Genomic DNA, 12,524 nt, shown 5'->3' with positions numbered 1-12,524 from the left:
GTCCCGGAGGGCCGGCCCGGCGCCCGCCACGGGGAACGAGAGGGCCATCCACGTCCCCGGGCGGGTGCCGGGGGCGCAGTGCCGCCGCTGGTCGAAACTCGTGGGGAACGCCGGGTCGCCCGCCCGGTCGGTCGCCCCGCCCGCGCCGCGGGACGCCGCGTCGGCCCCCTCCGCGTCGCCCGCGCCGGCGTGGGCGTCGTCGACACCCGTGTCGACGTCCGTGGCCCGGACCTCGTACCGCCACACGGTTCCGGGGTCGAGGGACATGCGCGTTATGGTTGTAAGCCTCATGGGTCAAACGTTAAGGCCCGAATGTTACAGGGAAAGGTCTCGATGGTGAACGGTCCGGCCGTGCGCGTCACCCGGAGGGGTGGGACGCGGGTCTCGCTCGCCCTCGACCGGCGGGGTGCGGGGGTGCCGACGGTGCAGCTCCACGGGCTGACGTCGAGTCGCCGGCGGGACGTCGCGCTCGGCATGGACTTCACCGCCGGCATCGACGGGCTGGACGTCATCCGCTACGACGCCGCAGGTCACGGGCGGTCCGACGGCCCCGCGGACCCGGAGGCCTACACGTGGCCGCGGCTCGCGGAGGACCTGTGGGCGGTGCTCGACGCGACCGTGCCGGACGAGCCCGTCCACGGGGTGGGGCAGTCGATGGGCACGGCGACGCTCATCACGGCGGCGTGCGCGCACCCGGAGCGGTTCGCGTCGCTCACGCTGGTCATCCCGCCGACCGCGTGGTCGCTGCGGGAGGAGCAGCGGGAGGAGTACCTGCGGTCCGCGGACATCGTCGATAAGTACGGCCGTGACACTTTTGCGGAGGGGACCCGGGATGAGCCGCTGCCGCCCGCCGTCGACCCGGCCCGGCCGTTCACGTACCCGGATGTCACGGAAGAGCTGCTGCCTGCGGTGTTCCGTGGGGCGGCGATGACGGACCTGCCGCCGGCGGAGACCGTCGCGGAGATCGGCCGCCGCGGGGGCCCGGATGGCACAGGTGTGCCGGTTCAGATCCTGGCGTGGGTGGGGGACCCGTCGCACCCGGTCGAGGTCGCCCGGATGCTCCACGGGGCCGTCGGGGGGTCGACGCTGTCCGTCGCCGAGACCCCGGACGAGGCGGCCCGGTGGCCTGACATGATCCGCGCGTGGATCCTGGGCCGCGACTGACGGCTGACGGGCGGCAGCTGACGACTGGCTGCAGGGGGGATGGAGTGGTGGGGCGACACTGCCGGGCGAAGAATTCCGAAGGAATCGGTACAAATAAAAAGAGAGATAACGATTCGTAAACAGTGTGGAAATCTCATGGGCAGGTGATCTGAAGCCCCCTAGGCTCGTCGGTGATCCCGCACGGTGCGGCTGATCACTGCTGACGAAAGGAGCCGTCATGGGGATCCTGAGGTTCTTCGACCTGAAAAGGCAGTGGGGGCCGACCCGGTGCGTGGTTCTCGCCCTCGTGTTCCTGATTCTCCTGCAGATCGCCCTCAATGAGGGTGACATTGTCGCCGGGCTGAACTCGGGTACGGTCTGGTTGTTCGGGTTCCTCGCGTTGGCCGTGCTGTGCGTGGAAATCAAGGACGCGCGGACCAGGGCTAACCGGGCCGCGGAGAAATCCGGGACCCCGGGCGACTGACATCCCCTCCCCCGCCCCAACCGGCTGCGCCGCCGGGGTGGGGGCGGGCGGCCGCCCCGCCGCGGGCCCACCCCGCCGCGGCGGGCGCTGTCACCCCCTGCTGAACTGTTCCCGTCGTCCCCTCCGGTGCAGCCGGAACCACTCGGCGAACCCGCGCGGGTCCCGTCGCTGCACGAGGAAGAACCACGCGAACCGCGCGTACTCCTGCGGCAGCAGCTTCCGCATCCCCGGCTGGTTCATGACGTACCCGCGGTTGCGGTAGGTGAAGAACCGCTTGACCTCGTTGTCCGGGTACTGGGTGTGCATCCGCCCGCCGAGGATCGGCTTGAACTCCGCGGACCCGTCCGGGTGCAGGTAGGCGGTCGTGAGACACGTGCCGAACGCCAGCCCGGAGCGGACGAGCCGGCGGTGGTACTCCACCTCGTCACCCCGGATGAACAGCCGGTAGTCCGGCACGCCGATGGCCTCCATCGCCCGGGCGGAGATCACCGCCCCGTTGAACAGGCTCGCGATGCCGGGGAGGAAGTCACCCTCGAGTTCGTCGAGCCGCCGCCGCCACACGAGCCCCTGCCGCAGCGGGAAGGCCAGCGCGCCCGGGTCGTCGATCGTGCACACGACCGGGGAGACCTCGTCGAGGCCGTGCTCCGCCGCGACGTCGAGCAGCGTCGCCAGCACCTCGCCGTCGGCGGGCCGGCCGTCGTCGTCGGCGCACCACACCGCGTCCGCGCCGAGGGCGAGGGCGGTGAGGAACCCGTAGGCGAACCCCCCGGCGCCGCCGAGGTTCGTCCGCGACGGCAGGTACACCGCCCGGTCCCCGGCCAGGTCGCTGAGCAGCTCCCGGACCTCCGGCTCGGCGCCGTTGTCCACGACGATGACGTGGTCCACCGGGTGCGACTGCGAGCACACCTGCTCCAGCGAGTGCCGCAGCAGCGCCACGCGGTGGTGCGTGACGATGACCGCGGCGACGGACATGCCCGGGTGAAGGTGGTCGGGGGAGGTCGGGGCGCTCGGCATGGGTGACATTGTGCCACGGCCGGAGGGCGCGGCCGGGGTGCGCGACGTGCGGTGTCGGGAGGGGGAGGGGCGCGTGCGGACGGGAGGGGGAGGGGCCCGTGCGGCCGGGAGGGGGAGGGGCCCGTGCCGCCGGGCCCGTGCAGGGAGGAGGACGACGCCGCCCTCTCGCGTCCTCACGCCTCCGGCAGTCCCAGCGCGCGGACGATCTCCGGCCGGGTGACGTCCGCGAGCGACCCGAGGATCACCGCGTGCGGCTCCGCCGCGAGGACCGCCCGGTCCACCCCACCGGTGAGCACGCCCACCCCGGCGACGCCCGCGTTCGCCGCCGCGCGGAGGTCGGCGACTGTGTCCCCGGCCGAGACGACGTCCGCGACGGACCCGGTGCCGGTGAGCTCCATCGCCCGGTGGATGAGGTGCGGAGCCGGGCGGCCGGCGGGGACGGTGTCCGAGGTGACGAGGGCGTCGACGACGAGGCGGTGGGCGTCGTTCCCCTCGAGCAGCGGGGAGGACGCCGGCGTGGGCTCCCCGGGCGAGGTGGACAGTGCGCGCGTGCCCCAGCCGCACGCGCCGAGGACGATCTCCGCGATGGAGCGCTGGAAGCCGGTGGTCAGGGCGAGGGAGACGCCCCGGTCGCGGAGGGTCGTCAGCGCGTCGGCGACGCCCGGGAGCGGCCTCGGGGGGCGGGCGGAGTAGGCGCGGCGCAGGGCGTCGAGGAACGCGGCGAACGTGGCGGCGACCTCGTCGTCGTCGGTGGTCCGCCCGCCGGTGGTGAGGAGCGTGGCGACGGCCGAGCGCTTCTCCGTCCCCTTGACGGCGCTGAGCTGCGCGGCGGTCGGGGTCACGCCGCGCGCCTCGACGGCGGAGCGGAGTTCGCGGTAGACGACGCCGCCGTCGTCGACGGTGGTGCCGGCGATGTCGCAGACGAGGAGTGGCATGGGGAGGGTCCTTCCGGTGGGGTGGGTCGGGGAGGTCACGGTTCGGGGGTCCAGGACGGGGCGGCGGTGCCGCGGCCGTGGTGCAGGCCGGCGGTGCCTGTGCGGGTGTTGACGACGGTGAACGTCGCGTGTTCGGGCAGGTAGCGGTCGTCGGCGAGCTCGACGACGCGGCCGCGGAGGTCCGTGGTCCGCCGCCGCACCCGCAGCAGCGGTGAGCCGGGGTCGGTGCCGAGGACGGCGGCGTCCGCCTCCGGGGCGGCGAGGGCGTCGATCCGGTGCTCCGCGCGGTACAGCTCGATGCCCCGCGAGGTGAGGTGCTCGTAGATCGAGCAGGCGTCCGTGTCGACGTCGAAGAGGTGGCGGCCGACGTCGAGGGGGAACGTCGCGCGTTCGAGCATGACCGGGGTGCCGTCCATGCTGCGCAGACGCAGGATCTCGACGACCGGGGCGGCCGGGTCGGTGTCGAGGAGTTCGGCGGTCTCCTCGGACGCGGGACGGCGGGCGAGCTCCAGGGTCCACTGGCCCGGGGTGACGCCGAGGGACCGGCACCACTCGGTGAAGGACAACAGGGTGCTGAAGCTCTGTGAGGACGCCCGGGACAGGACGACGGAGCGCCGGCCCTGTCCCGCCGAGATCAACCCTTCGGTGCGCAGGGCCGTGAGGGCCTGGCGGACGGGGCTGCGGGAGGTCCGGAACCGGCGGCACAGCTCGGCCTCGCTGGGGAGCTCGTCACCCGGGCGGAGGTCCCCGGACGTGATGAGTTCGCGGAGGTGGTGGGCGATTTGTACGTGCAGGCGGGGAGTGGATCCGGCGTCCATGGGTGCTGAGTGTACATGCCGTGACCAGTATGGACGAGGTGTTTCACGTGGAACGGTGGATGATCTCCGGGTGGATCTGACGTGAACTCATGAATTGACGATGAACATGTACGTACAAGTGTGGACAGGGGTGACGGCGGGCCCGACACTGAGGGCGTGACCGACACCGACAGAGACACCGACCCAGCCACCTCCTCCGACCCCGCCCGCACGCCCGGGGCCCGCCCGGCCGCCGGCGCGACCGCCGACCTCGTCGTCGTCGGTGCGGGCGTCCTCGGCCTCGCGACGGCCTGGCAGGCCCACCGCGAGGGCCGGACCGTGCACGTCATCGACCGCTCGGACCGTCCCGTCGGGGCGTCCGTGCAGAACTTCGGCCACGCCTGCTTCACCGCGCAGGCCGACGCCGTCCAGGACCTCGCCCGGATCTCCGCGGCGGGGTGGACGCGCGCCGCGGCCGACGCGGGATTCCGCGCCCGGCGTCCGGGCACCGTCATCCCGGCCGTCACCCCGGTCGAGATGCAGGTCATCGAGGAGTTCCGGGCCCACCGCGGGCCGGAGGAGGTCCGGGTGCTCGACGCCGCGGAGACCGCCCGGCTCACCGGGGCCGCGGGGTCGGCGGACGCCCCGGCCCTCACCGGTGGCGCGCATCTCCCGCGGGACATGCGGGTCAACCCGCGTGAGGCCGTCCCCGCGCTCGCCCGGTGGCTCGCCCGGCAGGGCGTGCGTTTCAGCTGGTCCACGGCGGTCCACGGCGTCGGCGACGGCGTCGTCGACACCTCCCGCGGGACCGTCCGCGGGGCCGAGGTCGTCGTGTGTCCCGGTCACTCCCTCCGCGACCTCCTGCCCGACCTCGCCGTCGATGCCGGGGTGCGCACCTGCACGCTGACGATGGCGCTCATCGCCCGGCCGGACCACACACCGGTCGACCTCGCCATGCTCACGGGCACGTCGATGACCAGGTACGACGGCATCGCCGCGATGCCGGCGGCGGCCGCCCTCCGCGGGGAGCTCGCCGCCCGGGAGCCGGAGCTCAGGGGGTGCGACGCCAACCTCATGGCGACCGCCGTCCCCCCGACCCCCGGCCACCCGGGCGGGGTCATCGTCGGCGACTCCCACGGGTACGACACCAGCCCGGAGCCCTTCATCGACGCGCCGACATCCGATCTGCTCGTCGACCGGGCCGCGCGCTACCTGGGGATCCGCCGCCCGGTGGTCCTCCAGCGCTGGCAGGGCCGGTACGCGGACAGCCCGTCGCGGAACCTCGTCCTCCACCGGCCCGACGCCCGGACGACGGTCGCCGTCGTGACCTCCGGGATCGGGATGACGCTCTCCTTCGGCATCGCCGACCTCGTGCTCGGCGGCGGGGAGGCGCCGGCGTTCTGACCGCGGGGCCGCCCCGCACCCCACCCGGGCCGCACACCGGGCCCGGCGCACCACAGCACCACAGCACCGCACACCACAGTCCCGGACACCACCCGACCACACACCACCCGCACCCCATGAAAGGCCCCGGACATGCGCATTCTCCGGACCCCGCCCCTCGTCCCCGACCCCCCACCCGCCCGGCACCGACCGCCGACCGCACGGCGCGCGGCGGTCCGCGTCGTCACCCTGACCACCATCCTCGGCCTCACCCTGGGGACCGCCGCGTGCGCCCCCGGCGGCCGCGGCCCGGACGACCCGACCTGCCCGAACGGCAGGATCGCCTTCGGCGTCGAGCCGTTCGAGTCCCCCGACACCCTGGAGCCCGCCTACCGGGCGATCGCCGCCGACCTCGGCCGGGCGCTCGACTGCGAGGTCGAGGTGCAGGTCGTCGACGACTACTCCGCCGAGGTCCTCGCCATGCGGAACGGCTCGCTGACCCTCGGCCAGTTCGGCCCGCTGGGGTACGTCTTCGCCGACCGGGTCGCGCGCGCCGAGCCGGTCGTGAGCTTCGGCGACGCCGACGGCGTGCTCTCGACGTACACCGCCGGCATCTGGGTCGCCGCGGACTCCCCGATCCGCACCGTCGCCGACCTGCGGGGACGGCAGCTGGCCCTGGGGTCCGTCGGGTCGACCTCCGGCGACGCGCTGCCCCGCATGGCCGTCTCCGAAGCCGGACTCCGCGAGGACGACCTCCGCATGGACTACGCCGGCGGCCACCCGGAGGCGCTCCTCGCGCTGACGAACGGGGCGGTCGACGCGGCGGAGATCAACTCCCAGACCCTCGCCACCGCCACCGCGGACGGCACGTTCCGGCCCGGGGACTTCCGGCAGATCTGGATCTCCGGGCCCGTGCCGAACGACCCCGTCACCGTCGCCGGCGATGCGCCGGCCGAACTCAAGGAGAACCTCCGCCGCGCGCTCACCTCCCTCAGCCCGGAGACGATCAGCGAGGTCGCGCGGCTGCTCGACGTCGACCCCCCGGGCCCGCTCGTGCCCGTCACGAAGGACGACTACACCTCGCTGTTCCGCCTCGCCGATGAACTCCACATGACCCCCGAGGACGTCTCATGACCGACCACACCACGCCCACCACGCCCACCACGCCCATCACGCCGGCCGGCGCCGCACCCGCCGGCGCCGCACCCGCCGGCCCGACCGGGCCCGCGACCGCCGGCCCGACCGGGCCCGCGACCGACCGGGTCCTCCGCGTGACCCACATCGCCCGCAGCTTCGGCACGAACCACGTGCTCCGGGACATCTCGCTGGACGCCCACCGGGGTGAGGTCGTCGCCCTGCTCGGCGCGAACGGCAGCGGCAAGTCCACCGCCCTGCGGATCATCGCCGGCCTGGACCGGCACGACCGGGGCGACGTCGACGTCCCCGGCGGGACCGGCACCGCCGTCATCTTCCAGAAGGTCCACCTGGTGCCGCGCCGGTCGGTGCTGGACAACGTCTGCGCCGGGGGCATCGCGCACATCCCCCGGTGGCGGAGCCTGCTGCCGGCGACGTTCCCCACCACCCTGCGCGAGGAGGCGATGGGCTGCCTCCGGCGGGTCGGCCTCGCCGACCGGGCGCACGACCGCGCCGGGTCCCTCTCCGGCGGTCAGCAGCAGCGGGTCGCCGTGGCCCGCGCGCTGTGCCAGCGGGCGGAGCTCATCCTCGCCGACGAACCGACGTCCGCGCTCGACCCCACCGCGGCGCACCAGGTCATGGCCCTGCTCCGGGACATCGCGAAGACGGCCGGGGTCGCGTGCGTGGCCGTCGTCCACCAACCGGAACTCGCGCTGGAGTACTGCGACACCGTCGTCGGCATCCGGGAGGGGCGGGTCGCCTTCACCCTGCCCGCCGCGGAGGCCGACCTCGGGCGCATCTCGGCGCTCTACCGTGCCGCCACGCCATCCACCGCCACCGCCGACACCCCCGCGACCGTGCCCGTGACCGTGACCGTGCCCGCCACCGGGCCCACCACCCCCACCGAGGAGTCCCGATGACCACCGCCACCTCACCGTCCACACCGCCCTCGCCGTCCTCACCGTCACCCGCCGGTGCCGCACCGACCGGCACCGGCCCCCGCGACCCCCTGGTCCACCCGTTCCCCGTGCCGGAGCGCAGCCGGACGCGCACCCTCGTCGCGTGGGGCGTGGCCGTCGTCGTCCTCGTCGCCGTGCACTGGGCCGCGGTCGACGGCACCGAGTTCTACGTGCAGAAACTCGGTGCCGGGTGGGCCAACATCGTCCGCTTCCTCGGCGACGCCGTGCCCCCGGACCTCTCCTGGGAGCGGGTCGTGCTGCCCGGTCTGAAGGGGCTGCTGACGACGCTGTGGATCGGGTTGCTCGGCACGACGTTCTCCGTGCCGGTGGCGTTCGTCCTCGCGATGGGCGCCGCGCGGACCGTGACGTCGAACGTCGTGGTGTACCAGTTCTGCCGGTCGGTCCTGTCCTTCCTGCGGGCCGTGCCCGACATCGTGTTTGCCCTGATCTTCGTCACAGCCGTCGGGCTCGGACCGTTCGCCGGCGTCCTCGCGCACATCTTCCACAACACAGGTGTGATGGGGAAGCTGTGGGCGGAGGCCGTCGAGGAGGCCGACCAGGGCCCGCAGACCGCGCTGCGGACGGCCGGGGCGACGCGCCTCCAGCAGATCGCCCACGCCACCCTGCCGGTGTCGTTGCCGCAGCTCACGGGGCTGCTCCTGTACCGCTTCGACGTCAACGTCCGCAGTTCGCTGGTTCTCGGGCTCGTCGGTGCGGGCGGGATCGGCCTGCTCATCAACCGGTCGATCAAGACGTTCCGGTTCGATGAGATGACCACCTACATCATCATGGTGCTCCTGCTGGTCGTCATCGTGGACCAGACGTCCGCCTGGCTGCGGAAGCGGATCTGACGGCCGCGCCGGGTGCGGTCGGGGGCGTGCCACCGGGCCGGTGTCGGGAGGGGGACGACGCCGCCCTCCCGCGCGACACGCCGTAACACACGCGAATCACTCGGGCGGATGGACGCGGTCGTCGGCTCGGTCCCGGCCGGGCTGCACCGGGGTGACCTGGAGCGATGAACGCTGTTGACAATCACATTCCATACTGGCTCTGAGCTGCGGCGTTCCCGCTATTGAAAAACTAATGAAAATGCGCGTAGGGTCAGTGGAGACAGGCGGCACACCCGCTGTCGCCGCTGCACCACATGTGTGATTCGCCCGAATCACACGCGATCGCCGACGTATCCGGAGGAACCCCATGGTTGCCACACAGCACGCCACCCACACCGACCACGACCACCAGCACGGCCCGGGCTGCGGCCACGTCGCCGTCCCGCACGAGGACCACGTCGACTTCGTCCACGACGGCCACCTCCACCGCGAGCACGACGGCCACTGGGACGAGTGCGAGCCCACCGGTCACGTCGTCCACGAGGGCCACGACCACGAGCACGGCCCGGGTTGCGGCCACGTCGCCGTCCCGCACGACGACCACGTGGACTACATCCACGACGGCCACCGCCACGCCTTCCACGACGGGCACTGGGACGACCACTGAGTCCACCCCGCGCCGAGGGGCCGGAGCACGGGATGCGCTGTCATCCTGTGCTCCGGCCCCTCTGTCCGTTACGATGAAGCGGATATTATCCTGTGGTGCGCAGCGAACGAGGCGCACGTCAGACATGGGGGATCTGTCATGCACCAGTCGAGTGGACGCGGTCCGTCCCGGCATCGTCGAGCCGCGCAATGAGTGATGTCCTCCCCGGTGACCGGCTGGAGACGGCCCGGCTCCGCCGGGGGATGACGACGGCCGCGGCCGCACGGGCCCTCGGGGTCACACCGCGCACGTACCGTCGCTACGAGCAGGACGGTGCCCCGGTGCGCCAGGCGGACAACCTGGCCACAGCGTTCGACTTCCCCCGGCGGTTCTTCGTCCGTGACGGGGACATCCGGCTCGACGCCTCCGAGGCCATCTTCCGCGCGGGGCGGCGGGCGCCCGACGCGGCGAAGCAGGCGGCTGTCGCCGTCGGCCGGTGCGGCGTGGACGTCGACCGGTACATCCGGCGGCGCTTCGTCCTCCCGGAGGTCGACCTCCCGGACGTGAGCGGTCATACGCCGCGCACAGCCGCCCGCCTCCTGCGCGACCGGTGGAGCCTCGGCGATGCGCCCCTGCCGAACCTCGTCCAGTTGTGTGAGTCACGGGGTGTCCGTGTCCACGGTCTCCCGCCGTCGGCGTACGCCGTCGACGCCTATTCCTGCTGGTACGACGGCGACCCGTACATCTTCCTCGCCCGGCGACGGACCCCGGAGGGGGCACGGTTCGACATCGCCCATGAACTGGGGCACCTCGTCATGCACCGGGGGCCGTCATCGTCGGAGGACCGGGAGGTGGAGGCGGACGAGTTCGCGTCCGAGTTCCTGTTGCCCCGCACGGCCCTGGCGGCGACGGTCCCGCGGCACCCCGGGCTCCGGGACATCCTGCGTGTCCGTTCCGCGTACCGGGCGTCCGCGATGGCGACGGCCGTCAGCCTCCACCGCGCAGGGTTCCTGTCCGACTACGCCTACCGGGCGGTGTGCAGGACCCTCGCGGGGAAGGGGTTCCGGTCGTCCGAACCGGGCGGGATGGGGGCCTACGAGCGCTCCCGGGTGTTCTCCACCGTGTTCTCCCCGGACACACCGGGCGCGCTGTCCGTGGCGTCCGTCGCCGACGATCTGGGGATTCCCCGCGACGACGTCCACGCTCTGATCCTCGGCACCCGGCTCCAGGCGGTGTCCGGGACGCCGGGGCCGTCACCGGGGTCCGGACCGCCGCGCCGGGAGCTGGTGCCGGGCACACCGGCCGACCGTCCGGCACTCCGCGTCATCAGGTGACGCCCCGCGTCAGAGCAGCGACGCCCCGCCGTCGACGGTGAGCACCGCGCCCGTCGTGAAGGAGGCGTCGTCGGACAGCAGCCAGGCCACGGCCTTCGCGACCTCCTCCGGCGTCCCGAGCCGCTTGACCGGGATCTTCTGCTCCTCGGCGTGCCGGCGTTCCTCGCTGAGGGTCGCCAGCGCCGCGGTGTCGATCGGGCCGGGGGCCACGCCGTTGACCCGGATGCCGCGGTCCGCGTAGTCCAGCGCCGCGACCTCCGTGAGGCCGGTCACGCCGTGCTTCGCGGAGGTGTACGGGGACATGCCCGCCGCCGGGCGCAGCCCGCCGATGGAGATGACGTTCACCACGGCGCCGGAGCCCTGCCGTTCCATCTGGGCCAGCTGGGCGCGCATGCCCAGGAACGTGCCGGTCAGGGTCACGTCGACCGCCCGGTGGTACTGCTCCGGGGTGATGTCGGCCAGCCGGTTGACCGGCGCGCCGAGCCCGGCGTTGTTCACCGCCGCGTCGAGCCGCCCGTAGGTCTCCACGGCCGTGTCGACGAGCGCCCGCTGGTCCTGTTCGTCCCCCGCGTTGACGGTGACGGCGGTGGCGGTGCCCCCGGCGGAGGTGATCCGCTCGACGACCTGCTCCGCGGCGGAGAGGTCGACGTCGGACACCACCACCGCGTACCCCCGGGCGGCGAGCAGTTCGGCGACGGCCGCGCCGATGCCGGCCCCCGCCCCGGTGACGGCGGCGACCCGCTGCGCGTCGCCGGTCGTCGGGCCGGTGGTCGGGTCGGTGGTCCGTGAGGTGTCGGTCATGATGGGTCCTTCCTGGTCAGGTGGTGTTCTGGGAGGGTGTCGACGCCCCGCTCCGCGGGCTCCGCGCCAGCGCCCGCCACGCTAGACCGTCCGGGCGCGGCGCATGTCCACGCGGGAACGTGCTACACACCCCGGCCGCGGCCCGCCGCTGACCGCAACCACCCGGGCGGCCGGCGTCGTGCCCCTATCCCGACCCCGACCCCCCGGGCCCGGCCCCGACCCCCGGCGCTACCGCGCGGCGTCGCGGCGGCCGAGCTTCTCCAGGACGTGCAGGACCTGCTCCCGGGCCTCCGGGCCCTCGTACTCGCCGACGACGTCCTCGACCGCCCCGCAGGACCGGACCTCGCCGTGGTCCACCCACAGCGCCTTGTCGCACAGCTGCGCGAGGAACTCGTTGGAGTGGGAGGCGAACACGAGGATGCCGGACTTCGCGACCAGTTCCTGCAGGCGGGAGCGGGCCTTCTCCATGAAGGCGGCGTCGACCGCGCCGATGCCCTCGTCGAGAAGGAGGATCTCCGGCTCGATCGACGTGACCACCCCGAGGGCCAGCCGGATCCGCATACCCGTGGAGTACGTGCGCAGCGGCATCGAGAGATAGTCGCCGAGCTCGGAGAACTCCGCGATCTCGTCGACCTTGCGGTTGATCGACCGGCGGGACTCGCCGAGGAACAGGCCGCGGATGACGATGTTCTCGTACCCGGAGATCTCCGGGTCCATGCCCACCCCGAGGTCGAACACCGGGGCCACGCGGCCCTCGACGACGGCCGAGCCGCGCGTCGGCTCGTAGATGCCGGACAGCAGGCGCAGCAGGGTGGACTTGCCGGCCCCGTTGTGGCCGACGAGGCCGATCCGGTCGCCCTCCCGGAGGTGCAGGTTGACGTCCCGCAGCGCCTCGACCATGACGGTGTTCGACTCGTTGCGGCCGATGGCACCGCCGGCCGCGCCGAGGAAGGTGTGCTTCATCGAGCGGGACTTCGCGTCGAAGATCGGGAAGTCGACGCTCGCGTTGTAGGTGTCGATGCTGACCATGTGTGCGGCCTCTCTGACGGTCTCGGAGGTTCGGT

Annotated in this window: 13 protein-coding genes; 8 read left to right on the top strand and 5 right to left on the bottom strand. The window is 73.2% G+C overall.

Annotated features, from left to right (window positions below):
- Nucleotides 1–312 precede the first annotated feature (312 nt).
- On the top strand, nucleotides 313–1,164 hold the full coding sequence (locus tag CBOVI_RS10210) for an alpha/beta fold hydrolase (RefSeq protein ID WP_232625726.1): 852 nt from the start codon (nucleotides 313–315) through the stop codon (nucleotides 1,162–1,164).
- 217 nt (nucleotides 1,165–1,381) lie between these two features.
- The gene (locus tag CBOVI_RS10205; protein ID WP_010271823.1) at nucleotides 1,382–1,627 is read left to right on the top strand and encodes a hypothetical protein; all 246 of its coding nucleotides are present in this window, start codon (nucleotides 1,382–1,384) and stop codon (nucleotides 1,625–1,627) included.
- A 90-nt stretch (nucleotides 1,628–1,717) separates the two neighbouring features.
- Here CBOVI_RS10205 and glfT1 read toward each other — a convergent pair whose 3' ends face one another.
- From glfT1 to CBOVI_RS10190, 3 genes are all read right to left on the bottom strand, one after another.
- Nucleotides 1,718–2,641, bottom strand: a complete 924-nt coding sequence (gene glfT1, locus CBOVI_RS10200) for a galactofuranosyltransferase GlfT1 (protein WP_010271821.1) — start codon at nucleotides 2,639–2,641, stop codon at nucleotides 1,718–1,720.
- A 173-nt stretch (nucleotides 2,642–2,814) separates the two neighbouring features.
- The gene (locus CBOVI_RS10195) at nucleotides 2,815–3,576 is read right to left on the bottom strand and encodes an HAD family hydrolase (protein WP_010271819.1); all 762 of its coding nucleotides are present in this window, start codon (nucleotides 3,574–3,576) and stop codon (nucleotides 2,815–2,817) included.
- A gap of 35 nt (nucleotides 3,577–3,611) precedes the next feature.
- Entirely contained in the window at nucleotides 3,612–4,394 is a 783-nt protein-coding gene (locus CBOVI_RS10190; RefSeq protein WP_010271817.1) for a GntR family transcriptional regulator, read from the bottom strand.
- A gap of 156 nt (nucleotides 4,395–4,550) precedes the next feature.
- Here CBOVI_RS10190 and CBOVI_RS10185 point away from each other — a divergent pair, with 156 nt between their 5' ends.
- The 6 genes from CBOVI_RS10185 to CBOVI_RS10160 all read left to right on the top strand — a co-directional run bounded on the left by CBOVI_RS10185 (nucleotide 4,551) and on the right by CBOVI_RS10160 (nucleotide 10,659).
- Nucleotides 4,551–5,777: a TIGR03364 family FAD-dependent oxidoreductase gene (locus tag CBOVI_RS10185; protein WP_125186377.1), complete on the top strand. Its 1,227-nt coding sequence runs from the start codon at nucleotides 4,551–4,553 to the stop codon at nucleotides 5,775–5,777.
- Between the two features lie 132 nt (nucleotides 5,778–5,909).
- Nucleotides 5,910–6,890: a phosphate/phosphite/phosphonate ABC transporter substrate-binding protein gene (locus tag CBOVI_RS10180; RefSeq protein ID WP_010271814.1), complete on the top strand. Its 981-nt coding sequence runs from the start codon at nucleotides 5,910–5,912 to the stop codon at nucleotides 6,888–6,890.
- Nucleotides 6,887–7,810 carry a phosphonate ABC transporter ATP-binding protein gene (locus CBOVI_RS10175; protein ID WP_125187477.1) on the top strand — a complete coding sequence of 308 codons (924 nt, stop codon included), beginning with the start codon at nucleotides 6,887–6,889 and terminating at the stop codon, nucleotides 7,808–7,810. The genes CBOVI_RS10180 and CBOVI_RS10175 overlap by 4 nt, the downstream gene beginning before the upstream one ends.
- Nucleotides 7,807–8,700, top strand: coding sequence for a phosphonate ABC transporter, permease protein PhnE (gene phnE, locus CBOVI_RS10170; protein ID WP_010266340.1), 894 nt, complete (start codon nucleotides 7,807–7,809; stop codon nucleotides 8,698–8,700). Before CBOVI_RS10175 ends, phnE begins: the two co-directional genes overlap by 4 nt.
- Before the next feature lie 346 nt (nucleotides 8,701–9,046).
- Nucleotides 9,047–9,346, top strand: coding sequence for a hypothetical protein (locus CBOVI_RS10165; RefSeq protein WP_010266339.1), 300 nt, complete (start codon nucleotides 9,047–9,049; stop codon nucleotides 9,344–9,346).
- Nucleotides 9,347–9,534: 188 nt separating this feature from the next.
- Nucleotides 9,535–10,659 (top strand): XRE family transcriptional regulator, encoded by a 1,125-nt coding sequence (locus CBOVI_RS10160; protein ID WP_010266338.1) that lies wholly within the window; start codon nucleotides 9,535–9,537, stop codon nucleotides 10,657–10,659.
- A gap of 9 nt (nucleotides 10,660–10,668) precedes the next feature.
- On the opposite strand, the gene CBOVI_RS10155 is transcribed toward CBOVI_RS10160, so the two are convergent.
- Entirely contained in the window at nucleotides 10,669–11,460 is a 792-nt protein-coding gene (locus CBOVI_RS10155) for an SDR family NAD(P)-dependent oxidoreductase (protein WP_010266337.1), read from the bottom strand.
- A 228-nt stretch (nucleotides 11,461–11,688) separates the two neighbouring features.
- On the bottom strand, nucleotides 11,689–12,489 hold the full coding sequence (gene wzt, locus CBOVI_RS10150) for a galactan export ABC transporter ATP-binding subunit Wzt/RfbE (protein WP_010266336.1): 801 nt from the start codon (nucleotides 12,487–12,489) through the stop codon (nucleotides 11,689–11,691).
- Between the last annotated feature and the right edge of the window lie 35 nt (nucleotides 12,490–12,524).

This window comes from Corynebacterium bovis DSM 20582 = CIP 54.80 (assembly GCF_030408615.1).
Taxonomy (GTDB): domain Bacteria; phylum Actinomycetota; class Actinomycetes; order Mycobacteriales; family Mycobacteriaceae; genus Corynebacterium; species Corynebacterium bovis.
Note: the sequence above shows the minus strand (reverse complement) of the source record. Positions and strands in the feature narration are given on the sequence as shown.

Excerpts from the sequence above, each read along its gene's own strand:
- CBOVI_RS10195 (WP_010271819.1), bottom strand. The coding sequence starts at position 3,576 with ATGCCACTCCTCGTCTGCGACATCGCCGGCACCACCGTCGACGACGGC.
- glfT1 (WP_010271821.1), bottom strand. The coding sequence starts at position 2,641 with ATGCCGAGCGCCCCGACCTCCCCCGACCACCTTCACCCGGGCATGTCC.
- CBOVI_RS10160 (WP_010266338.1), top strand. The coding sequence starts at position 9,535 with ATGAGTGATGTCCTCCCCGGTGACCGGCTGGAGACGGCCCGGCTCCGC.
- CBOVI_RS10175 (WP_125187477.1), top strand. The coding sequence starts at position 6,887 with ATGACCGACCACACCACGCCCACCACGCCCACCACGCCCATCACGCCG.
- wzt (WP_010266336.1), bottom strand. The coding sequence starts at position 12,489 with ATGGTCAGCATCGACACCTACAACGCGAGCGTCGACTTCCCGATCTTC.
- CBOVI_RS10205 (WP_010271823.1), top strand. The coding sequence starts at position 1,382 with ATGGGGATCCTGAGGTTCTTCGACCTGAAAAGGCAGTGGGGGCCGACC.
- CBOVI_RS10210 (WP_232625726.1), top strand. The coding sequence starts at position 313 with ATGTTACAGGGAAAGGTCTCGATGGTGAACGGTCCGGCCGTGCGCGTC.
- CBOVI_RS10155 (WP_010266337.1), bottom strand. The coding sequence starts at position 11,460 with ATGACCGACACCTCACGGACCACCGACCCGACCACCGGCCCGACGACC.
- CBOVI_RS10165 (WP_010266339.1), top strand. The coding sequence starts at position 9,047 with ATGGTTGCCACACAGCACGCCACCCACACCGACCACGACCACCAGCAC.
- CBOVI_RS10190 (WP_010271817.1), bottom strand. The coding sequence starts at position 4,394 with ATGGACGCCGGATCCACTCCCCGCCTGCACGTACAAATCGCCCACCAC.
- phnE (WP_010266340.1), top strand. The coding sequence starts at position 7,807 with ATGACCACCGCCACCTCACCGTCCACACCGCCCTCGCCGTCCTCACCG.
- CBOVI_RS10180 (WP_010271814.1), top strand. The coding sequence starts at position 5,910 with ATGCGCATTCTCCGGACCCCGCCCCTCGTCCCCGACCCCCCACCCGCC.